This window comes from Azospirillum sp. TSO22-1, assembly GCF_003116015.1.
Taxonomy (GTDB): domain Bacteria; phylum Pseudomonadota; class Alphaproteobacteria; order Azospirillales; family Azospirillaceae; genus Azospirillum.
Window position 1 is genome coordinate 1 of record NZ_LGQZ01000127.1, and the last position, 21,765, is coordinate 21,765.

The following is a 21,765-nucleotide window of genomic DNA, read 5'->3' on the forward strand; positions in this document are numbered from 1 at the left end:
GGCGGGCGGAACTCCGGAGCGCGGAAGGCGCCGGCCAGCCGTTCCGACAGGGTGGAGTGGTCCTCATCGACGATGGCGATGGAGGCGTTGCGCAGGTCGTGGCTGACGCCGGTGGCGTGGCTGTAGATCGCCAGCGTGAAGGAGTAGACGACGAACCCCAGCATGAAGCCGTCGCGCCACAGGCTCAGCCACTCCTTGCCGGCCAGGGTGAACAGGGTGCGCAGGAAGCGAAGCATGGCTCAGCGCTCCTGTTTGCGCAGGAAGAAGACGCCCAGCGCCACCAGCACCGGCACGAACGCCGCCGTCGTCAGGATGAACGGCACGAGGTCGGCGAAGGCGAGGCCCTTGGTGAAGGCGCCCAGGCACAGCTTGAGGAAGTGCGTGGTCGGGAACAGCTGGCCGAACAGGTAGGCCGGCCCCTCCAGCGTCGAGGTGGGCTGCAGCATGCCGGAGAACTGCGTGGCCGGCGTGGTGGTGGCGATGGCGGTGCCGAAGACCGCCGCCGTCTGCGTGCGGGTGAAGGCGGAGATGAACAGCCCCAGCGCCGTCGTCGCGCACACGTACACCAGCCCGCCGACCAGCAGCCCGCCCGCACTGCCCTTCAGCGGCACGCCGAACAGCCAGACCGCCATGGCGATCAGCAGCAGGAAGTTGCCGGCAGCGATCAGCACGTAGGGGATCTGCTTGCCCAGCAGGAACTCCAGCCGCGTCACCGGGGTGACGTACAGGTTGGTGATCGAGCCCAGCTCCTTCTCCCGCACCACGCCGAGCGCCGCGAGGATCGCCGGGATGAAGACCAGCAGCAGCGCCATGGTGCCCGGCACCATGGCATCGACGCTGCGGAACGCCTGGTTGTAGCGGTAGCGGGTCTCGACGCTGGCCGGCGGTGCCGGCAGCGTGGCGCCGGCCTCGGTCGCCGTGTCCTGGATGAAGCGCTGGTGCAGGCCGGCGACGTAGCCGGCGATGGTCTCGGAGCGGAAGGGCATGGCGCCGTCGATGCGCACCGCCACCTCCGGCGCCCGGCCGCGGCGCAGGTCCTTGCCGAAGTCGGGCGGGATCTCGATGGCCAGCGCTATGTCGTTCTGCTGCAGGCGCCGCTCCAGCTCGGCGGCCGAGAGCAGCGGCGGGCGCTGCTGGAAGGTGGGCGAGGAGTCGAAGCGCTCGACGTAGGAGCGGCTCTCCGGCGACTGGTCGCGGTCGAGGACGGCGAAGGTCAGGTCCTCGACGTCCATGGTGATGCCGTAGCCGAACACCAGCATCAGCAGCACCGTGCCGAGCAGTGCCACCGTCAGCCGCACCGCATCGCGCCGCAGCTCCAGCGCCTCGCGCCACGCGTAGGCGAGCAGGCGGCGCGGCGAGAAGACGCGGCGCCTTTCCGGTTTGTGCGGCGCGGCGGCGGGCGGGGCTTCGGCGGGGATCGCCTCGTCGCCGGCGGCCTGCCGCATGAAGCCGACGAAGGCGTCGTCGAGGCTGTCGGCGTTCTGGCTACGGCGCAGCTCGTCCGGCGCGCCGACGGCGATGACGCGGCCGGCGTGCATGAAGGCGACGCGGTCGCAGCGCGCCGCCTCGTTCATGAAGTGGGTGGAGACGAAGATCGTCACCCCCTGCCGGCGCGACAGCGTGACGAGGTCCGCCCAGAACAGGTCGCGCGCCACCGGATCGACGCCGGAGGTCGGCTCGTCGAGGATCAGCAGCTCCGGCTCGTGCAGCACCGCCACCGCCAGCGACAGCCGCTGTCGCACGCCGAGCGGCAACCCGTCGGCCACCGCGTCCAGGTACGGGGCGAGGCCGAAGCGTTCGGTCAGCGCGGCGAGGCGACGTTCAAGCTCCGCCGGAGGCGTTTCTTCACCACGAAGACGCGAAGACACGAAGGTGACAGGCGCGCGCTCGCCACCTTCGTGTCTTCGTGTCTTCGTGGTGACCCGGCTTCCCCCGAGTCCGAACAGCTTCGCGTGCAGCACGAGGTTCTGCCGCACCGTCAGCTCGCCGTAGAGCGAGAACGCCTGCGCCATGTAGCCGACGCGGCGCCGGGTCTCCAGGTCGTCGGGGGCCACCGGGGCGCCGAACAGCCGGGCGTCGCCCGCGCTGGCCGGTAGCAGGCCGGTCAGCATCTTCATGGTCGTCGTCTTGCCGCAGCCGTTGGAGCCGAGGAAGCCGAAGATCTCGCCGCGCGGGATGCGGAAGCTGACGTGGTCCACCGCGGTGAAGTCGCCGAAGCGCCGGGTCAGGTCGCGCGCCTCGATCGCCGCCTCGCCGTCCGTGTCGACGCGCGGCGGCACCACCAGCGTGGCGTGGCCGTGCCGGGCCTCCTCCGGCAGCAGCGCGACGAACGCCGCCTCCAGGTCCGCGGCACCGGTGCGCGCCTTCAGCGCGGCCGGGGAACCGTCGGCGAGCAGGCGGCCGGCGTGCATCATCAGCACGCGCTCGAACCGCTCCGCCTCGTCCATGTAGGAGGTGGCGACCAGCACCGTCATGGCCGGACGGCCGGCGCGGATGCTCTCGATCAGGTCCCAGAACTGGCGGCGCGACAGGGGATCGACGCCGGTGGTCGGCTCGTCGAGGATCAGCAGGTCGGGGTCGTGCAGCAGCGCGCAGCACAGGCTGAGCTTCTGCTTCATGCCGCCCGACAGCTTGCCGGCCGGGCGGTCGGGGAAGGGGGCGAGGCCGGTGGCGGCCAGCAGCTCGGCGATCCGCGCCTTGCGGCGTGCGGCGTCGAGGCCGAACAGGCGGCCGAAGAACTCCAGGTTCTCGCGCACGCTGAGGTCGGCGTAGAGGTTGCGGCCCAGCCCCTGCGGCATGTAGGCGACGCGGGTCTGCAGCACCGCCCGCCCGCGGCGCGAACGCACGTCGGTGCCGAGTACGGTGACGGCGCCGTCCTGCAGTTTCTTGGCGGTGGCGATCAGGCCGAGCAGCGTCGACTTGCCCACCCCGTCCGGGCCGATGACGGCGACGCTGCACGCGGGCGGAACGTCCACGCTCACCGCGTCCAGGGCGACCGTCCGGCCGTAGCGGTGGCTGACGCCGGCCACCTGGACGGCCGCAGGGGCCGCGGGGGTCATGGCTTGCCCGCCGCCTCGCGGGTCAGGCGCGATTCCAGCCACTCCGGCCACGCCGCCGCCGGGTCGAGCTTCACGTAGGCCATGCCGGTCAGGCCGGTCTTCACCTTCTCGATGTGCTGGGCGACCAGCGTCTCGGGGATCCTCGCCTTGACGCGGAACACCATGCGGTCGCGCTCGGTGCGGGTCTCCACCTGCTTGGGCGTGAACTGCGCGCGCGGCGCCACGAAGGACACCGACGCCGGGATCGCCAGATCGGGCACCGCGTCCAGCAGCACCCGCGCCGGAGCACCCAGCGCCAGCGTGCCCACCGTCTCGGTCGGCAGGAAGAAGGTCATGGTGACCGAGGACAGGTCGAGCAGCGTCACCACCTTGCCGCCCGCCCCCAGCACCTCGCCCGGCTCGGCGAGGCGGTAGAGCACCCGGCCCTTGCGCGGCGCCTTCAGCACGCCGTCGGCGACGAGCTGCTGCAGCCGCTCCGCCTCGGCGGCGGCGGCGGCGATCGCCTCCTCCGCGCTGGCGAGGTGGCTGCGCGCCGCCTGGAGGGCGGCGTCGGCGCTGCGCTGCTGGTTGCGCGCCTGATCGACGCGCTGCTGCGACACGTGCCCCTTGCCGAGCAGGACCAGCGCCCGCTCCAGCTCCTTGGTCATGAAGGCGGCGTCGCTCTCGCGCTGGGCGATCAGGGCGGCGGCCTCCTCGCGCGCCTGGCGGGCCTGGCGCAACTGCGCCTGCGCGGCGCGCAGCGAGGCCTCCAGGTCGCGGATGTCGAGCCGCGCCAGCTCGGCCCCGGCCTCGACCATCTGGCCTTCGTCGACCAGCACCTCGGCGACGCGGGCGGCGTACTTGGTGGCGACGTCGATCTCGTTGGCTTCGATGCGGCCGTTGCCCGCGGCGAAGCCGGCGGGAAGCCGGCGGCCGGACAGCAGACCCGGCGCGTAGACCGCGCCGACGGCCATGGCGATCAGCAGCAGGGCTGCCGCGAAGAGGGTTTTCTTGGTCACGGCCGTTCTCCCGCGCTGTGCGGATGGTACACGGCCGGACAGGGCGGAATGCCGGCTGACCGGTCAGTGCGATTGGAGCACCGACCGGCCCGCCGCGCAATCGGACCGAATGACGCTGCGTGTCACGCAGGCCTGGAATGCCTTACTGGCCGGTGCCGCCCGTGGAGCGGCCCTTGCCCATCTGGCCGCCCATGGTGCCGCCCATGGTGCCCATGCCGCCCTGGTTCTGGTAGTCGGGCAGCTCGGCGACCTGCTCGGGGTCGATCATCAGCTGGACGCCGTTGCCCTGGCGGCGCACCTCGGACGTGTCGAGCACCACGTGCCGGCCGCTGCCCTTGACGTCCATGACGATCTTCTGCCGGCCGTCGTCGCCGGTGACGAAGTCGCGGATCGTGCCGGCGGTGCCGCCCTTGTAGCGGTAGGTGACCGGCTTGCCGATCAGGGCGCGCGACGGCACGACGTCCGACGCATCGACCTCGCGGCGCGGGTCGACGCGGCCGCTGCCGGTGCTCATCTGGTCGGAGCGCGACGCGGTCTGCGCCCCGGCGGGTGCTGCCAGCAGCAGCAGCGCCGGCAGGGTAAGGGTGAGAATCGTACGCATGGGTATGCTCCTCTGTGGTGGGGGTCCTGCATAGGACGCGCGGGAAGCCGGTTTGTTTCCGATGCGACGGGTCAGCCGATCAGCAGCGACTGCCCGCGGCGCCGGTGACCAGCGCGACCTTGCCCTTCGGTTCCATGCATGAGATCCGTTGTGGGATGACCCGTTCTTCCGCAACCACACCGGCGCCCGCCGGTTCCGCCGAGGCCCGCCCATGACCCGCATGCGAGAGGAAGCGCTGGAAGCCCCCGACGTCGTCGCCGCGCAGCTGGCCGCCAACGCCGCGCGCGTCGAAGCCCTGGCGGCGCTGCTGCACGCCCGCCCGCCGGCCTTCGCGATGACGGTGGCGCGCGGCAGCTCCGACCACGCGGCGGGGTTCGCCCGCTATCTGTTCGAGACGGCGCTGGGGCTGGTCACCGCCTCGGCGGCGCCGTCGGTGGTGACGTGCTACGGCGCGGAGCTGCGGGTGAAGGACGCCCTGGTGCTCGCCGTCTCGCAGTCGGGGGAGAGCCCGGACCTGCTGGCGACGCTGGAAGCCGCCCGGCGCGGCGGCGCACACACGCTGGCGCTGGTCAACGCGGAAAGCTCGCCGCTCGCCCGCGCGGCGGAGCACGTGCTGCCGCTGACGGCGTGGCCGGAGCGCGGCATCGCCGCCACCAAGAGCTTCATCGCCAGCCTGTCGGCCATGGCCGCGCTGACCGCGGCGTGGACAGGGGACCCGGCGCTCGGCGCGGCGTTGCGGGAGCTGCCCGGCCGGCTGCGCGCGGCGTGCGCGGCGGACTGGTCGGCGGCATGGCCGGTGCTGGCGGCGGCGGAGTCGCTGCTGGTGGTCGGGCGCGGCTACGCGCTGCCGGTGGCGCAGGAGATGGCGCTGAAGGGCAAGGAGACCTGCACCCTGCACGCCGAGCCGTTCAGCGCCGCCGAGCTGCTGCACGGCCCGGTGGCGCTGGTGGACGAGGGCTTCCCGGTGCTGCTGCTGGCGCTGCCGGACGCGACGCTGCCCGGCGTGCTGGACGTGGCGCGGACGCTGCGGGCACAGGGGGCGCACCTGCTGGTGGCGTCCGCCGTGCCGGAGGCGCTGGCGCTGGCGGACACGCCGTTGCCGCTGCCCCCGCCGCTGCACCCGATGCTGGACCCCATCGTGGCGGTGCAGGCGTTCTACCTGATGATCGACGCGGTGGCGGCCGAGCGGGGCCTGGATCCGGACCGGCCGCGGGCGCTGGCGGGCAAGGTGGTGCGGACGGTGTGATGCTTGTCCCTCCCCCGCCTCCGGCGGGGGAGGTTAGGTGGGGGCCAGTTGTTCCCGCGAAGCCGTAGCCCCCACCCTTCCCATGCTCCGCATGGGCCCCTTCCCTCCCCCTGCGGAGCAGGGGGAGGGGCAAGTGTCGGCGTTACTTCGGCACCCCCGTGTGCCCCTGCACGAAGCTCAGGTCGAGGATGCCCGCCGGGTCGAGCGCCTTGTCCACCTGCCCTTCCGACTGCCAGAACTTCACCTGGTTGTGGATGTCGTTCACCATCAGCCGGCCCTGCGGATCGACGTAGGGCAGGCCCTCGGCGACGATCTCCGGCTTCTGCTTGGTGGCCTCGGCGATGATGCCCAGCAACTCGTCGTGGTTCGGGCCCTTCACCGGCTTGCCCTGGGCGTCGCGGGCGTTGAAGGCGGCGTGGTACTCGGCGGTGGCGGTCTGGTAGGCGCGGATGAACCGCACCACCACGTCGCGGCGGCCGGCGATCATCTTCGGCGCGGTGAACAGGGCGCCGAGCTGCCACGGCGTCTCGTCGCCGGCCCAGCCGACGATGGTGCCGGCGCCGTCGGCGACCACCTGCCGGGCCACCGTCACCGGCGCCACCATGGCGTCGACCTGCCCGCCCTTGAAGGCGGCGACCATCTTCGGCACGTCCTGCAGCGGCACCATGGTCAGGTCCTTGACCGTGAAGCCGTATTTCTGCCCGAGGATCCCCAGCATGTAGTGGAAGGTCGAGCCCACCGTGGTGATGGCGATGCGCCTGCCCTTCAGGTCGGCCGGCTTGCTCAGGCCCGCGTCGTGCGCCGCCTTGGTGGCGACGTAGGCGCTGAGCGGATAGCCCGGCTCGTCGCGGCTCTGCGCCGCGATCATGGTGACCGCGCCCTTGGCCGCAAGGTTGTAGTAGCCGGCGGTCAACCCGGTGACGCCGAAGTCCACGTCGCCCGAGGCCACCGCCACCGGCACCTGCTGCGCCGAGGTGAAGATCTTCAGGTCGACGTCCAGGCCCTCCCTGGCGAAATAGCCCTTGGCCTTGGCGATGTAGACCGGCCCCGACGACGACAGCGCCAGCACGCCGATGGAGGTCTTCTCCTGCGCCGCCGCGGGCAGCGCCCAGGCCAGCACGGCGCCGACGACGGCCGTCCAGACGAACTTCATCCCCTTCCCTCCCGGTTCTTGATTGATAAGGCTCACCGCCAGCGCAGCAGCCGGCGTTCCACATACGACAGCAGCGTGCCGATGCCCAGCCCGAGCAGCGACAGCACCAGCACGCCGGCCAGCAGCTGGTCGGTCTGCATCAGGTTGCCGGCGGTCAGCACGAAGGCGCCGATGCCGTACTCGGCGCCGATCATCTCGGCCGCCACCACCAGGATCAGCGCGATGGAGGCCGTGATGCGGAATCCCGCCAGGATGCCGGGCATGGCGCCGGGCAGCACGATCTTGCGCAGGATGTCGCGCCACGGCAGGTCGAAGCTCTGCGCCATGCGGATCAGGTTGCGCGGCACCGCGTCGATGGCGCTGTAGGTGGCGATCACCGTCGGGAAGAAGACGCCGAAGCCGATGGTGGCGAACTTCGACGGCTCGCCGATGCCGAACCACAAGATGAACAGCGGCAGGAGCGCGATCTTCGGGATCGGGAACAGCGCCGAGACCAGCGGCACCCCCACCGCCCGCGCCACCGGCGCGATGCCCATGGCGAAGCCCACCGCGATTCCCGCCAGCGTGCCCATCAGCCAGCCGACGCCGATGCGCAGCAGCGACGCCTTGAGGTGCAGCGCCAGCGAGCCGTCCGCCGCGATGGCGCCCAGCGCCCGGCCGACCGCGCTGGGCGGCGGCAGGAACAGCGTGCTGACGAGGCCCAGGCGGCTCACCCCCTCCCACACCGCCAGCAGGAGCGCGAAGGCCGCCAGCGCCGCCCAGCGGTGGCGCGTGGCCAGGAAGCCGCCGCCGCGGAAGCGCACCGGCTGCGTGACCGCGGCTCTGGTGTCAGGCATGCACGATCTCCCGATCGGCGAGCTGCGCCTCGGCGCGGATGTGGCTCCACAGGCGTTCGCGGATCTCGGCGAGGTGCGCCTGGGCGGCGGGCGTGTGCCGGGCGGCCCGCGGTTCCTCGATGGTGACCAGCTCGCGCAGCCGGCCGGGGCGGCGGCTCAGCACCGCCACGCGGTCGGCGAGGCGCAGCGCCTCGTCCAGGTTGTGGGTGACGTACAGCGCGGTGGTGCGCTCGCGCGCCCAGAGGTCGAGGAAATCCTCCATCAGCAACTCGCGCGTCTGGGCGTCGAGCGCCGACAGCGGCTCGTCCAGCAGCAGCACCGCCGGCCGCACGGCGAGCGCCCGGGCGATGCCGACGCGCTGGCGCATGCCGCCGGACAGCTGCTTGGGCAGCGCCGCGCGGAACTCCCACAGGCCCATGCGGCGCAGCCCGGCTTGCGCGCGCTCGCGCCGCTCGGCGGCGGAGAGCGGATGGTGTTCGAGGACGAGGGAGACGTTGTCCTCCACCGTGCGCCAGGGCAGCAGGGCGAAGTCCTGGAAGATGAAGGTGATCGGGTTCAGGCAGCCGGCCGGCGGCTCCCCCGCCACCTCGACCCGGCCGGAGGTCGGCTGGACGATGCCGCCGGCGATGCCGAGCAGCGTCGACTTGCCGCAGCCCGACGGGCCGATGACCGCCAGCACCTCGCCCTCCCCGGCGGCGAGATCGATGCCGTCGAGAACGACCAGGTCGTCGTAGCGGTGGACGAGATCGGACACGATCAGCCGCATGGCCGCGGTCCGGCGGTGCGGGCAAGGCCCGTCATGGCGTCTCCAAACCCTTTGGTCCAAACCCTTTGGTCTTGAAGCGCATGATAGCCCAGGCTAGTGCCGGGTGCACAAGTCCCGCGCGCGGGCATAGTCGGCGCCGCTGCGGAACGGCAGCGTGAACGCCACCGGGTTGACGAAGCCCTGGCACGGCACCGGCGAATGGACGCGCGACGGCTCCATCAGCAGCCCGCGCTCAGCGGCGGCGTTGGCGAAGCGGTACAGGCGGTCATGGAAGGCCGTCTGGTCGGACAGCGCGGTGCAGGCCGTGAGGGCCAGGGCGCCCGCCATCTCGAGTTCGGCGAGGAGACGCATGCCACCCTCCCGATCCGGGGCGTGAGACGCGACGCAACAAAACCATAGCAAATTTTGCGGGTTCCGGGGATGCGGCATAGGGGGTGTTCGGCGCCGGTCCACCTGTTCTAGAAAGGGCACGAGGCAAGAGAGGGGGGCTGGCATGACCGCGCCGTTGCAGGACCTGTGGGACGCGATCCTGTTCGACTTCGACGGGGTGCTGTGCGATTCCAACGGGCTGAAGGGCGACACCTTCGAAACGCTCTACGCCGACGAGACACCGGAGGTGCGCGCCGCCATCCGCGCCTTCCACCACGCCAACGGCGGCATGCCGCGGCGGGACAAGCTGCGCCGCTTCGAGGGCGACATCCTCGGCCGCCCGGTGGACGAGGCGCGCATCGCCGCCCTGGCCGACCGCTTCGCCGCGACGGTGGAGCAAGGGGTGGTGCGCTGCGCGCCGATCCCCGGTGCGGCGGAGTTCGTCGCGGCGCACGCCGGCCGGCTGCCGCTGTTCGTCATCTCGGCCACCCCGCACGAGGAGATGAACCGCATCGTCGACGCGCGCGGCATGCGCCCCCAGTTCGTCGAGGTCTACGGCAGCCCGCCGGCCAAGGCGGAGACCGCCGCCTCGATCATCGCCCGGCACGGCTTCCGGACGGAACGCGTGGCCTTCGTCGGCGACGCCGTACAGGACATCGCCGCGGCGACGGCGCTCGGCCTGCCCTTCGTGGGCGTGCGCGACCGCGACGGCAGCCACCCGTTCCCGGAGGGAACCCTGGTGATCGAGGATCTGCGGGATCTGGAGGGGGTGCTGCGGGGGTTGGCGGAAGGCCATCAATAGTCCGCCCACAGGTGAATGAGAGGTTGGGGAGAGGGGGGACACACGCCCGTCGCACCGGAACCGGGTCACCACGAAGGCACGAAGGCACGAAGATGGGGAGCGCGTGCCCGCCACCTTCGTGCCTTCGTGCCTTCGTGGTGAAAAACGCGGTCGGCGCTCCGCGCGGCCCCCGCTACTCCTCCTCGCCCAGCGACACCAGTGACGCATTCCCGCCGGCCGCGGTGGTGTTCACCGTCAGCGTGCGCTCCGCCGCGAAGCGATAGAGGTAGTGCGGGCCGCCGGCCTTCGGGCCGGTGCCGGACAGGCCTTCGCCGCCGAAGGGCTGCACGCCGACCACCGCGCCGATCATGTTGCGGTTGACGTAGGTGTTGCCCACCGCCATGCGCTCGGTGATGCGCCGCGCGGTGCGGTCGATGCGCGTGTGGATGCCCAGCGTCAGGCCGTAGCCGGTCGCCTCGATGGCGTCCAGCACCGCGTCCAGCCGGTCGCCCTGCCAGCGGATGACGTGCAGGATGGGGCCGAACACCTCGCGCTCCAGCCGGTCGAGGCGGTCGATCTCGAAGGCGTGCGGGGCGACGAAGCTGCCGTGCGCGCACTCCGGCGGCAGGGTGCCGGCGAACAGCGGCGTGCCCTCGCGGGTCATGCGCTCGACGTGGCGCATCAGCATGGCCTGGGCGTCCGCGTCGATCACCGGGCCCACGTCGGTGGCGAGCCGCCCGGGATCGCCAAGGCGCAGTTCCGCCGCGGCACCCCGGAGCATGCGGATCACCTTGGGCGCGATGCCGTCCTGCACGAACAGCACGCGCAGGGCCGAGCAGCGCTGCCCGGCCGAGCGGAAGGCGCTGGTCACCACGTCGTCCACCACCTGCTCGGGCAGCGCCGAGTTGTCGACGATCATGGCGTTCTGGCCGCCGGTCTCGGCGATGAAGGGCACCATCGGGCCGCCGCGCTGCATCAGCGTCAGGCCGATGCGCTGCGCCGTCTCGGTCGAGCCGGTGAAGGCGACGCCGGCCACCCGGCGGTCGGCGACGAGGCGCCCGCCCACCGCCGCGCCGTCGCCCGGCAGCAGGTGCAGCGCCTCCGCCGGCACCCCGGCGCGGTGCGCCAGCGCGGTGGCGTGCGCGGCGATCAGCGGCGTCTGCTCGGCCGGCTTGGCGATGACCGCGTTGCCGGCGACCAGCGCCGCCGCGACCTGCCCCAGGAAGATCGCCAGCGGGAAGTTCCACGGGCTGATGCAGACGAAGACGCCCCGCCCCGTGAGGCGCAGCTCGTTGCGCTCGCCGGTCGGGCCGGGCATCAGCCTGGGCTCGAAGTCGGCGCGGGCGCGGGCGGCGTAGTAGCGGCAGAAGTCCACCGCCTCGCGCACCTCGGCCAGCGCGTCGGGGATGGTCTTGCCGGCCTCGCGGACCAGCAGGGCGACCAGCTCGTTGCGCTCGCCCTCCAGCAGGTCGCCGAGGCGGTCCAGGCACGCCGCGCGCTCGGCCACCGGGCGGGCCCCCCAGGCGCGCTGCGCGGATACCGCGACCGACAGCGCGCGGTCGGCGTCGTCGGGGGTCGCCTCGACCACGTGACCGACGATGCGGCGGCGGTCGGCGGGATCGTGCAGCGCGGTCGGCAGGCGGTCGACCGCGTGACCGGCGACCAGAGGTGCCGCCGACCAGCGGCGCTCCGCCGCCACGTGGTCGAGCAGCGGCGTGGTCTGCGCGGCGTCGCTGAGGTCGAGGCCGTCGCTGTTGCGGCGCTCCGCGCCGAACAGGGCCGCGGGCAGCGGGATGCCGGGGTGCGGCTTGGCCGCCAGCGAGGCGACGCGCGCCACCGGGTCGGCGACGATGGCGGCGACCGGGACCTGCTCGTCCTGGATGCGGTTGACGAAGGAACTGTTGGCGCCGTTCTCCAGCAGGCGGCGGACCAGATAGGCCAGCAGGTCCTCGTGGCTGCCGACGGGAGCGTAGATGCGCACCGGCGTGTCGGGACCCACCACTTGGTGGTACAGCGGCTCACCCATGCCGTGCAGGCGCTGGAACTCGTAGCCCTCGTTGTTGCCGGCCATCTCGCGCACCGAGGCGACGGTGTGCGCGTTGTGCGTGGCGAAGGCCGGGTAGAAGGCGTCCCGCGCCGCCAGCAGCCGGCGGGCGCAGGCGAGGTACGACACGTCCGTGGATGCCTTGCGGGTGAACACCGGGTAGCCGTCCAGCCCGCGTTCCTGCCCGCGCTTGATCTCGCTGTCCCAGTAGGCGCCCTTGACGAGGCGCACCATCAGCCGTCGCCCGACTGAGCGCGCCAGATCCTCCAGCCAGCCGACCAGCGGCAGCGCGCGCTTCTGGTACGCCTGCACGGCGAGGCCGAAGCCCTCCCAGCCCTGGAGGGCCGGATCGCGGAACACCGCCTCGATGAGATCCAGCGACAGGTCGAGGCGGTCGGCCTCCTCGGCGTCCACGGTCAGGTGGATGCCCTGCGCCTTCGCCATCAGCGCCAGGTCCTTCACCCGCGGCAGCAGCTCCGCCATGACGCGGTCGCGCTGGGCGAGTTCGTAGCGCGGGTGCAGGGCCGACAGCTTCACCGAGATGCCCGGGGACCGGAACACGTCCCGCCCCTGGCGGGCGCCGCCGATGGCGCCGATGGCCATGGCGTAGAGGTCGAAGTAGCGCTGCGCGTCGTCGGCGGTGCGCGCCGCCTCGCCCAGCATGTCGAAGGAGTGGTTGTAGCCCAGCGTCTCGTCGTCGCGGGCGCGGCCCAGCGCCTCGGCGATGGTGCGGCCGAGCACGAACTGGCGGCCGAGGATGCGCATCGCCTGCATCATCGCCTGCCGGATGATCGGCTCGCCGACGCGGCCGACGAGGCGGTCGAGCACGCGGGTCGGCTCGTCGCCGCCGTCCAGGTTCACCACCCGGCCGGTCAGCATCAGCGCCCAGGTCGAGGCGTTGACGAACAGGCTGTCCGCCTTGCCGAGGTGGCGGCGCCAGTCGGCGGTACCGATCTTGTCGCGGATCAGGGCGTCGGCGGTCTCGGCGTCGGGGATGCGCAGCAGCGCCTCGGCCAGGCACATCAGCGCCACGCCCTCCTGCGAGGACAGGCCGAACTCCTGCAGGAAGGCGTCCAGCACGCCGAAGCGGGTGCGCGAGGCGCGCACGCCCTCGACCAGCCGGGCGGCCTCTGCCTGCACACGGCGGCGCGCCTCCTCCGGCAGCGCCGCGGCGCGCGCCAGCGCGGTCACGACGGCGGTCTCGTCGGCGCGGTAGAGCCGGTCGATGGCGGAGCGGTCGTGGAAGGCGGACGGCTGCGGCAGAGCGGACATGCGGCGGAATCCCCAAGGGCGGACGATATGTTCACCGTAGCGGGAGAAGCGCCGGATTTGTGATGGATATAAAGCGGTGTTATCGAATTATCTGCGGCGCGAATGCGGTTGCGGAAAATTCCCTCTCCCGCCCTGGGAGAGGGAGGGGCCCGCGCGGAGCGTGGGAGGGTGAGGGTAAATCCAAGGATCCTTGCCGACACCCTCACCCGGCCGCTGCGCGGCCACCCTCTCCCGGGACGGGAGAGGGTTTAGGGGTCAGGGCAACGGGATCGCCGTGACGTTCTTCACCTCCTCCATCACCGGGTAGGTGTGCGTCTCGCGCACGCCGCGGGTGATGGAGAGGAAGCGGCCGAGGAAGGCGCGGTACTCGCCCATGTCCTTCAGCCGCGCCTTGACCAGGTAGTCGAAGCCGCCGGCCACCATGTGGCACTCCATGATCTCCGGCATGCCGGCGATGGCGCGGCGGAAATCGTCGAAGGCGTCGGGCGTGGTGCGGTCCAGCACCACCTCGACGAACACCAGCAGGCCGGCGTCCAGCTTCACCGGGTCGAGCAGCGCGGTGAACTGCTGGATGTAGCCCTCGACGTGCAGGCGCTTGGTGCGTTCCAGGCAGGCGGCGGGGCTGAGGTGGACGCGCTTGGCGAGGTCCACGTTGGTGATGCGGCCGTCCTCCTGCAGCGCGCGCAGGATGTTGAGGTCGATGCTGTCCAGCGGGCGCGTCATGGATCCTGGGAGGGGCGGAGGGGAACGGCGGCGCCATTATCCCCTCCGCCCGCCCGCGCGGCAACGCCTAGCCGAACGCGTAGTCGCGGCCGGCGGCCAAGCCGGTGCTGTCCACCGTCAGCGCGGAGCCGTCGGTGAACGAGAAGGTCGTCGCCGAGCCCGCCACCGAGACGCTGAGGTCGGCCGCGGCGTAGCCGATGAAGGTGATGCGGTCGATGCCGGCCTCAAAGTACATGATGTCATCGTGCCCGAAGCCGCCCGCGGCGTGCCGCATCAGGAAGGCGTCGGCGTTGCCGTCGCGGTAGCTGACCATGTGGTCGTCGCCCGCCCCCGGGTCGAAGCGGTCGATGCCGCCGTCGCGCAGCGTGTCGACCAGCGTGTCGCTGCCGTCGGCGCCGATCAGCGTGTCGTTGCCGGTGCCGCCGTTGATCGTGTCCTGCCCCGCCCCGCCGTCGAGCGAATCGTTGCCCGCCCCGCCGTACAGGTGGTCGTTGCCCCAGCCGCCGTACATGCGGTCGTCGCCGGCGTCGCCGGCGTAGGGATCGCCCAGCCAGTCGTCGCCGTTCCCGCCGTACAGCGTGTCGTTGCCGGCCCCGCCGATCAGGGAGTCGCTCCCGTCCTCGCCGTACAGGACGTCGGCGCCGCCCAGGCCCTGGATCCAGTCGTCGCCGGCGCGGCCGTAGATGGTGTCGGCCACCTCCGTCCCGGTCAGCCGGTTGTTGCTGCTGTTCCCCCAGAAATTCGCCATGCAACCCTCCAATGAGACGCTGACGGGATGCTGCACGCGAACAAATCCCAAAATCGAATCGGCATTCGGGTTAAATCCTAGGGAGTCGATGGAGTCGGTAGCCTACGCATCGACACAATTTCTTCGGACAACACCAGAGATCCATCGCCATGGAGACTCACCAATTACTTTCAAGAATCAAACCCGTGATAAATTTGTGGCGACAGCCGGAGACCGCGGCGGGGTGACGCGGCGGAGTACCGGGGGCCGGCAGCGCTGGTCTATACTCGGGCCGGACCAGGGCGGCGGGGCGACGTGTTCGAGGACGGCTTCATCGGCAAGATCGAGATGCTGCGGCAGCGGGCCATGCCCTCGCTGTTCGAGGCCATGGAACGGCAGTCCCAGGGGGGAGTGGCGGTCGATCGCGACGCCCGCATCGTCTGGATGAACGAGAAGTACGCGCGCATGCTGGGCGTCCCCGACGCCATGGCGGCGCTCGGCCACGACGTCGAGGAGATCATCCCCAACAGCCTGCTGCGCCAGGTGGTCACCACCGGGCAGCCGATCCTGCTCGACGTCATGTACTTCGGCGCGCAGCGGCTGGTGGTGTCGCGTTTTCCCCTGACCGACGAGCAAGGCGGCATCATCGGCGCGGTGGGGTTCGTGTTCTACGACAACCTGCAACGCCTGAAGCCGCTGCTCAGCGAGCTCTCCCGCCTGGAGGCGGAGCTGGAGACGGCCCGGCGGCGGCTCAACGAGAACCGGCAGCCGCGCCACACGCTGCAGAGCTACGTCGGCGAGAGCCCCGCCTGCCTGGAGGTGAAGCGGCGCGCCCGGCTGGCGGCGCACCACGACGCGCCGATCCTGCTGCTGGGCGAGACCGGCACCGGCAAGGAGCTGATCGCCCAGGGCATCCACGGCCTGTCGGCGCGCGCCGGCAAGCCCTTCGTCGGCGTCAACGTCGCCGCCATCCCCGACACGCTGCTGGAGGCGGAGTTCTTCGGCGCGGTGCCCGGCGCCTACACCGGCGTCGACCGCCGCGGCCGCGAAGGCCGCTTCAAGAGCGCCGACGGCGGCACCCTGTTCCTCGACGAGATCGGCGACATGCCGCTGGCGTTGCAGGCCAAGCTGCTGCGCGCGCTGCAGGAGCAGGAGATCGAGCCGCTCGGCTCCGACCGGCCGGTCAAAGTGGACGTGCGGGTGATCGCCGCCACCCATGTGGAGCTGGAACAGCGCATCCGCGAGGGCCGCTTCCGCTCCGACCTGTATTACCGGCTGAACGTGCTGACCATCCGCCTGCCCTCGCTGCGCGAGATGGGCCGCGGGCTGGAGGCCATCGCCGAATCCATCCTGCAGGAGATCGCCCTGCGCACCGGCATGCCGGGCCGGGCGCTGACCCCCGACGCGGTGGAGGTGCTGGCCCGCCACCCCTGGCCCGGCAACGTGCGCGAGCTGCGCAACGTGCTGGAGCGGGTGTGCATGCTGACCGACAACCTGCGGCTGACCGTGGACGATCTGGCCGAGGCGCTGCCGGCCATGCGGCTGGTGGAGGCGGGGGAGACCCCCGCGCCGGTCCCGGCGGTTCCCGCCGCGGCACCGGCGGTGCGGCCCTATGAGGAGGCGTTCGCGGCGTTCGAGCGTGAGTTGCTGCAACAGGCGCTGGAGGCGTCCGGGCAGCGCGCCAGCGAGGCGGCCAAGCGGCTGGGGATCTCGCGGGCGGCGTTCTACAAGAAGCTGGCGAAGACGGGGTTGCGGGCGAGATAAAACCCCTCTCCCTTGACGGGAGAGGGGTTGGGGAGAGGGTGGCAAGCGTTACTTTTTGCGCGCTGCCGCGCGCAATCCCCCTCTCCCCAAACCCCTCCCCCGCAAGGGGGGAGGAGCTCATGGGAAGCGCGGAGACTTATCGCGCCAGCCAGCCGCCATCCATGTTGATCGCCGCGCCGCGCATGTTCGAGCCGGCGTCGGAGCACAGGAAGACCGCCAGCTCGCCGAGCTGCGCCGGGGTGACGAAGGTCTGCGAGGGCTGCTTCTCGCTCAGCAGCTCGCGGCCGGCCTGCTCGTTGCTCCAGCCGTTCTTCTCGGCGAGGGCGTCGATCTGCTTCTGCACCAGCGGGGTCAGCACCCAGCCGGGGCAAATGGCGTTGCAGGTGACGTTGGTCTGCGCCGTCTCCAGCGCCACAGTCTTGGTCAGGCCGACGACGCCGTGCTTGGCCGCCACGTAGGCCGACTTGTTGACCGAGGCCACCAGCCCGTGCACCGAGGCGATGTTGACGATGCGACCCCAGTTGCGCGCCTTCATGCCCGGCAGCGCGTAGCGCGTGCCGTAGAAGACCGCCGACAGGTTGATGGAGATCACCCGCTCCCAGGCCTCCTCGGGGAAGTCCTCCACCGGGGCGACGTGCTGGATGCCGGCGTTGTTGACCAGGATGTCGACCTTGCCGAACGCGGCTTCCGCGGCGGCGACCATGGCCTTGATCTCGGCCGGCTTCGACATGTCCGCGGCGTCGTAGCCGATGCGCACGCCGAACTCGCGGCCGAGGTCCTCGCACAGTTTGGCGATCTCGCCCTTGTCGCCGAAGCCGTTGAGCATCACGTCGGCGCCCTGCGCCGCCAGGGAGCGCGCGATGCCCAGACCGATGCCGCTGGTCGAGCCGGTGACGATCGCCGATTTGTTCTTGAGCATGTCCGTTCCCCCCTTACAGCGGCATGACCGGCACGTCGGCCGGGACGATCAGTTCGGCGGCGGTGTTGGCCAGCACCTGCTCGACGGTGACACCCGGCGCGGTCTCCCTGAGCAGGAGGCCCTTGTCGGTCGGCTCGATGACCGCGAGGTCGGTGACGATCAGGCTGACGCGGCGCACCGAGGTCAGCGGCAGCGTGCAGCGCTTGACGATCTTCGACTCGCCCTTGGCGGCGTGCTGCATGGCGACGATCACGCGCTTGGCGCCGGTGACGAGGTCCATGGCGCCGCCCATGCCCGGCACCATCTTGCCCGGCACCATCCAGTTGGCGAGCTTGCCCTCCTCATCGACCTGCAGGCCGCCCAGCACGGTCACCGCGAGGTGGCCGCCGCGGATCAGGCCGAAGGACATGGCGCTGTCGAAGGACGCGGCACCGGGCAGCGCGCTGATCGGGTTGCCGCCGGCGTCCGACAGGTCCGGGTTCTCCGCCCCGGCGATCGGGCCGGACATGCCGAGGATGCCGTTCTCCGACTGGAAGAACACGTGGCGGTCGGACGGAACGTAGCGGGCCACCAGCGTCGGCAGGCCGATGCCGAGGTTGACGAGGTCGCCGTCGTTCAGCTCCAGCGCGACGCGCTTGGCGATCAGGGTCTTCTCATCCATTGCGCTTCTCCTGCGCGACGACGTAGTCCACGAGGACCGAGGGGGTGACAACGGCGTCCGGCGGGATGACGCCCAGCGGCACGATGTCGTCGGCCTCGACGATGACGGTTTCGGCCGCCATCGCCATTACGGGATTGAAGTTCCGCGCGGTCAGCGCGTAGGCGAGGTTGCCGTAGTAGTCGGCCTGCTTCGCCTTGATCAGCGCGAAGTCGGCCTTGACCGGCGTCTCCAGCAGGAAGGTGCGGCCGTCCACCTCGACGGTCCGCTTGCCCTCCTCGACCACGGTGCCGACGCCGGTCGGCGTCAGCACGCCGCCCAGGCCGAAGCCGGCGGCGCGGATGCGCTCGGCCAGCGAGCCCTGCGGGCACAGCTCGACCTGGATGTCGCCCTCGATCATCTGCTTCTGCGTCTCGGGGTTCAGGCCGATGTGGGTGGAGATCACCCGGGCGACCCGCTTCGCGACGATCAGCTTGCCGATGCCCTGGTTGGGGCGGGCGGTGTCGTTGGCGATGACCGTCAGGTCCTTCTTGCCCTGGCGGATCAGCTCGTCGATGACGCGGTCGGGGGTGCCGACGGCCATGAAGCCGCCGATCAGGAGCGAGGCACCGTCGGGGATCTTCTCGACGGCCTCGGCCAACGGGATGATTTTCTTCATGTCAGACAATCCCGGTCAGGTAGTACAGGGCAATGACGACGAACACCGCCAGCGTCTTGATGCAGGTGATGGCGAAGATGTCGCCGTAGGACTGGCGATGGGTCAGGCCGGTGACCGCCAGCAGGGTGATGACCGCGCCGTTGTGCGGCAGCGTGTCCATGCCGCCCGACGCCATGGAGGCGACGCGGTGCAGCACTTCCATCGGGATGCCGGTGGCGTTGGCGGCGGCGACGAACTGGTCGGCCATGGCGGCCAGCGCGATCGACATGCCGCCCGAGGCGGAGCCGGTGATGCCGGCCAGCGCGGTGACGGAGACCGCCTCGTTGACCAGCGGGTTCGGAATGGCCTTCAGGCCGTCGGCGATGACCAGGAAGCCCGGCAGCGCCGCGATGACCGCGCCGAAGCCGTACTCCGAGGCCGTGTTCATGGAGGCGAGCAGCGAACCGCCGATGGCCGCCTTGGTGCCCTCGGCGAACTTCTCGGTGACCGGCTTCCAGGCGAAGGCCAGCACGGTGAGGATGCCGGCGAGCAGCGCGCCCTCAACCGCCCAGATGGCGGCGATGGACGAGACCTGCGTGGTCAGCGGCTTCGCCCCGGCGGTCAGCGCGACGTTGGAGGTGGCGCCGTAGAAGGCCGGGATCAGCAGCGTGAACACCTTGTTCAGCACGCCGACCATGACCAGCGGCAGGATGGCGATGGCGGCGTTCGGCAGGTTGGCGTCGGAGATCGGCTCCGGCTCGTTGGTGTGGCCCTCGCCGTAGCCCTCGTCACCGGCCGAGCGGCGGCGCCACTCGAGGTACAGCAGGCCCATGGCGATGATGAACAGGCCGCCCAGCGTGCCCAGCACCGGGGCCGCCCAAGTGTCGGTCTTGAAGAAGGTGGTCGGGATGATGTTCTGGATCTGCGGCGTGCCGGGCAGCGAGTCCATGGTGGCGGTGAAGGCGCCCAGCGCGATGGTGCCGGGGATCAGCCGCTTGGGGATGCCGCCCTGGCGGAACATCTCGGCGGCGAACGGGTAGACGGCGAACACCACCACGAACAGCGACACGCCGCCGTAGGTCAAGAGCGCGCAGACCAGGACGATGGACATCATCGCCCGCTCGCGCCCGACCAGCTTGATGACCGCCGAGACGATCGCCTTGGAGAAGCCCGACAGCTCGATCACCTTGCCGAACACGGCGCCCAGCAGGAAGACCGGGAAGTACAGCTTCACGAAGCCGACCATCTTGTCCATGAACAGGCCGGTGAAGATCGGCGGCACGGCGGACGGGTCGGTCAGCAGAACGGCGCCGAGCGCCGCGACCGGCGCGAAGAGGATGACGCTGTAGCCCCGGTAGGCCACGAACATCAGGAACGCAAGCGCGCCCAGACAGATGAGGAAGCTCATTGGACGATCAACTCCCGGTGTGTTGTGCATTGGGGCCGCGGGGAAGCCCGGCCCTGGCTGTCGTGTCATCCGCGCCGACACCGTCGGCGAGGAGGGTGAAAAGGGTGTCGAAACCGGCCTGGTAGAGGCGGCGGATGAAGGCTTCCGCCTCCTCCTCGCCGACGCCGGCCGGCTGGAAATTCGCGGTCCAGACCAGGGTGGCGCGGCCGTCCGCGTCGTGCGGCAGCACGCGGACCTGCGCCAGGCAGCCGGCGACGGGATAAGGGCCGGCGACGATCGAGTAGGTGTAGGCGTCCTCGATCCGGCTGAGGTGGTCGAGGCGCTGGACGAGCTCCGTCCCGTCGCGCAGCCGCAGCCGGCGCAGGTCGCCCTTGGCCGTGCCGGCGACCTCGCACGCCACCGCGCCGGGGTACCAGTCCAGCCAGCACCCGTCCCAGCGCACCAGCGGCCACAGCCGCTGTGCGGTGACGGGAAGCAACGCCTTCATGGTGACCCGCGCCATGACCCCTGGCCTTATGCCGTTCGTTTGAACGCCATCTGTTCAGCAAGGGCCGTGCCACGCCGCGGCGGCGAGACGATATGCGGGTTTGGCTGATTGTGCAGGTGCGAAGATGTCTCTATATAGAGACGCGGTACGTGACAAACCGTCTTGTTTTGGAGACAAAGTCTCGAAATGGAGATACCAGGGGCTTTTTCTTCGTCATCCCCGCGAAGGCGGGGATCCAGTGCTCGCGTCCGCGAGCCACATGACTCATATCGCCCCTATCGGGGCTCATGCTGGATCCCCGCCTTCGCGGGGATGACGGGAAAGGGGGGTCGGCGATTCCCGAAGTCCCTCCTACATCGCGGTGAGGAAGATGCGGACATTCTCCAGCAGGACGAACACGCCGACCACGCCGCAGCCGGCGACGGCGAGGTTGGTGGCCAGCACCCGGCGGAAATCCGGGGCGTGCCGTTCGCGGGCGACCTGGATGCGGGTCAGCGGCAGCGCGATGGCGAACACCACCCAGGCGGCGCAGGCCACCACCTTGCCGGCCGCAGTCAGCAGCAGGAAAAGCCAATAGGCCGCCGTGACCATTGCATAGTTCTCCGCCGGGGAGGGCTCTCCCAAAGACGTGGTCTTTCCACAGCCCCCCGGCAACCGGCATAGGGACCGGTATAATCCGAAGCGGCAACTGGACTGTTTCGGTCGCGAATGCGATGTTTTCATCCAAGGACACACGCAACGGTGGAGGGAACGCATGGGCGTGCCCGGGGTGTCGGATGTTCACGTCCTCGTGGTGGACGACGAGCCGCTGGCGGTCGCCGCGCTGCGTGACGTGCTGGAGTGGTGCGGCCTGCGCGTCACCACCGCGGAGAACGGCGAGGCGGCATTGCGCGCCTTCGCGGAAGCGCCGGCCGACCTGCTGGTCACCGACCTGAAGATGCCGCGCATGGACGGCGTGGCGCTGATCCGCCGTCTGCGCGAGACGCACCCCGGCCTGCCGGTGATCGTCATGACCGGCCATGCGCCGACCGGCGGCGCGGCCGTGCTCCAGGGCCCGGCGCACGGCGCCACCCGGCTGCTGCTGAAGCCGATCAGCCCGTCGGCGCTGCTGAAGGACATCGAGGCGATGGCGGCCGAGGCCCGCCGCCTTCCCTGCGCGCCGGACCGCCCCGCGCTCGCGCCCTGCCAGCAGGGGCGGTTCTAGGCGGTCACGCGCCGCTGCACCGGGCCTGCCGTCACCCGCTGTTGCGCAGGCCCGCGGCCACGCCGTTGATGGACATCAGCACGCCGCGCTTCACGCGGTCGTCGGTGCTGCCG

At 71.0% G+C, this 21,765-nt stretch carries 20 protein-coding genes and 1 pseudogene; 4 read left to right on the plus strand and 17 right to left on the minus strand.

The features are described 5' to 3' along the window. The 4 genes and pseudogenes from TSO221_RS27870 to TSO221_RS27885 all read right to left on the minus strand — a co-directional run. Window positions 1-236 (minus strand): annotated as a pseudogene (locus tag TSO221_RS27870) (ABC transporter permease); the annotation flags it as partial. A 3-nt stretch (window positions 237-239) separates the two neighbouring features. Then, complete coding sequence (locus TSO221_RS27875; protein ID WP_109121774.1) at window positions 240-3,059, minus strand: ABC transporter ATP-binding protein/permease; 2,820 nt, start codon at window positions 3,057-3,059, stop codon at window positions 240-242. Continuing rightward, window positions 3,056-4,057 (minus strand): HlyD family efflux transporter periplasmic adaptor subunit, encoded by a 1,002-nt coding sequence (locus TSO221_RS27880; protein ID WP_247878305.1) that lies wholly within the window; start codon window positions 4,055-4,057, stop codon window positions 3,056-3,058. The genes TSO221_RS27875 and TSO221_RS27880 overlap by 4 nt, the downstream gene beginning before the upstream one ends. 142 nt (window positions 4,058-4,199) lie before the next feature. Then, complete coding sequence (locus TSO221_RS27885) at window positions 4,200-4,658, minus strand: hypothetical protein (protein ID WP_109121775.1); 459 nt, start codon at window positions 4,656-4,658, stop codon at window positions 4,200-4,202. A gap of 211 nt (window positions 4,659-4,869) precedes the next feature. On the opposite strand from TSO221_RS27885, the gene TSO221_RS27890 reads away from it, so the two are divergent. Continuing rightward, window positions 4,870-5,904, plus strand: coding sequence for an SIS domain-containing protein (locus TSO221_RS27890; RefSeq protein ID WP_109121776.1), 1,035 nt, complete (start codon window positions 4,870-4,872; stop codon window positions 5,902-5,904). Window positions 5,905-6,046: 142 nt separating this feature from the next. On the opposite strand, the gene TSO221_RS27895 is transcribed toward TSO221_RS27890, so the two are convergent. From TSO221_RS27895 to TSO221_RS27910, 4 genes are all read right to left on the minus strand, one after another. Beyond that, window positions 6,047-7,057, minus strand: a complete 1,011-nt coding sequence (locus TSO221_RS27895; RefSeq protein ID WP_109121777.1) for an ABC transporter substrate-binding protein — start codon at window positions 7,055-7,057, stop codon at window positions 6,047-6,049. 32 nt (window positions 7,058-7,089) lie between these two features. Further along, window positions 7,090-7,893: an ABC transporter permease gene (locus TSO221_RS27900; RefSeq protein ID WP_109121778.1), complete on the minus strand. Its 804-nt coding sequence runs from the start codon at window positions 7,891-7,893 to the stop codon at window positions 7,090-7,092. Beyond that, a complete protein-coding gene (locus TSO221_RS27905; RefSeq protein WP_109121779.1) occupies window positions 7,886-8,659 on the minus strand; it encodes an ABC transporter ATP-binding protein in 774 nt (257 codons plus the stop codon). The genes TSO221_RS27900 and TSO221_RS27905 overlap by 8 nt, the downstream gene beginning before the upstream one ends. 93 nt (window positions 8,660-8,752) lie before the next feature. Then, window positions 8,753-9,010 (minus strand): hypothetical protein, encoded by a 258-nt coding sequence (locus TSO221_RS27910; RefSeq protein WP_109121780.1) that lies wholly within the window; start codon window positions 9,008-9,010, stop codon window positions 8,753-8,755. Between the two features lie 142 nt (window positions 9,011-9,152). On the opposite strand from TSO221_RS27910, the gene TSO221_RS27915 reads away from it, so the two are divergent. Beyond that, window positions 9,153-9,830, plus strand: a complete 678-nt coding sequence (locus TSO221_RS27915) for an HAD-IA family hydrolase (protein ID WP_109121781.1) — start codon at window positions 9,153-9,155, stop codon at window positions 9,828-9,830. Between the two features lie 172 nt (window positions 9,831-10,002). On the opposite strand, the gene putA is transcribed toward TSO221_RS27915, so the two are convergent. The 3 genes from putA to TSO221_RS27930 all read right to left on the minus strand — a co-directional run bounded on the left by putA (window position 10,003) and on the right by TSO221_RS27930 (window position 14,596). After that, window positions 10,003-13,125, minus strand: coding sequence for a bifunctional proline dehydrogenase/L-glutamate gamma-semialdehyde dehydrogenase PutA (gene putA, locus TSO221_RS27920; protein ID WP_109121782.1), 3,123 nt, complete (start codon window positions 13,123-13,125; stop codon window positions 10,003-10,005). A 255-nt stretch (window positions 13,126-13,380) separates the two neighbouring features. Then, complete coding sequence (locus TSO221_RS27925) at window positions 13,381-13,848, minus strand: Lrp/AsnC ligand binding domain-containing protein (RefSeq protein ID WP_109121783.1); 468 nt, start codon at window positions 13,846-13,848, stop codon at window positions 13,381-13,383. Between the two features lie 67 nt (window positions 13,849-13,915). Next, a complete protein-coding gene (locus TSO221_RS27930; RefSeq protein ID WP_109121784.1) occupies window positions 13,916-14,596 on the minus strand; it encodes a calcium-binding protein in 681 nt (226 codons plus the stop codon). A 294-nt stretch (window positions 14,597-14,890) separates the two neighbouring features. Between TSO221_RS27930 and TSO221_RS27935 the strand changes: the two genes are divergently transcribed. Continuing rightward, a complete protein-coding gene (locus TSO221_RS27935; RefSeq protein ID WP_247878306.1) occupies window positions 14,891-16,339 on the plus strand; it encodes a sigma 54-interacting transcriptional regulator in 1,449 nt (482 codons plus the stop codon). Window positions 16,340-16,475: 136 nt separating this feature from the next. Here the strand turns inward: TSO221_RS27935 and TSO221_RS27940 are convergent, their stop codons facing one another. The 6 genes from TSO221_RS27940 to TSO221_RS27965 all read right to left on the minus strand — a co-directional run bounded on the left by TSO221_RS27940 (window position 16,476) and on the right by TSO221_RS27965 (window position 21,039). Continuing rightward, on the minus strand, window positions 16,476-17,258 hold the full coding sequence (locus TSO221_RS27940; RefSeq protein ID WP_109121785.1) for a 3-hydroxybutyrate dehydrogenase: 783 nt from the start codon (window positions 17,256-17,258) through the stop codon (window positions 16,476-16,478). 13 nt (window positions 17,259-17,271) lie between these two features. Further along, on the minus strand, window positions 17,272-17,919 hold the full coding sequence (locus TSO221_RS27945) for a 3-oxoacid CoA-transferase subunit B (protein ID WP_109121786.1): 648 nt from the start codon (window positions 17,917-17,919) through the stop codon (window positions 17,272-17,274). Further along, window positions 17,912-18,574: a 3-oxoacid CoA-transferase subunit A gene (locus TSO221_RS27950; RefSeq protein WP_109121787.1), complete on the minus strand. Its 663-nt coding sequence runs from the start codon at window positions 18,572-18,574 to the stop codon at window positions 17,912-17,914. The genes TSO221_RS27945 and TSO221_RS27950 overlap by 8 nt, the downstream gene beginning before the upstream one ends. A gap of 1 nt (window position 18,575) precedes the next feature. Further along, on the minus strand, window positions 18,576-19,961 hold the full coding sequence (locus TSO221_RS27955; protein ID WP_109121788.1) for a GntP family permease: 1,386 nt from the start codon (window positions 19,959-19,961) through the stop codon (window positions 18,576-18,578). 7 nt (window positions 19,962-19,968) lie between these two features. Continuing rightward, window positions 19,969-20,463, minus strand: coding sequence for an SRPBCC family protein (locus TSO221_RS27960; protein WP_109121789.1), 495 nt, complete (start codon window positions 20,461-20,463; stop codon window positions 19,969-19,971). A 336-nt stretch (window positions 20,464-20,799) separates the two neighbouring features. After that, complete coding sequence (locus TSO221_RS27965; RefSeq protein WP_109121790.1) at window positions 20,800-21,039, minus strand: hypothetical protein; 240 nt, start codon at window positions 21,037-21,039, stop codon at window positions 20,800-20,802. A gap of 163 nt (window positions 21,040-21,202) precedes the next feature. Between TSO221_RS27965 and TSO221_RS27970 the strand changes: the two genes are divergently transcribed. After that, entirely contained in the window at window positions 21,203-21,652 is a 450-nt protein-coding gene (locus TSO221_RS27970) for a response regulator (RefSeq protein ID WP_109121791.1), read from the plus strand. Window positions 21,653-21,765: the final 113 nt, after the last annotated feature.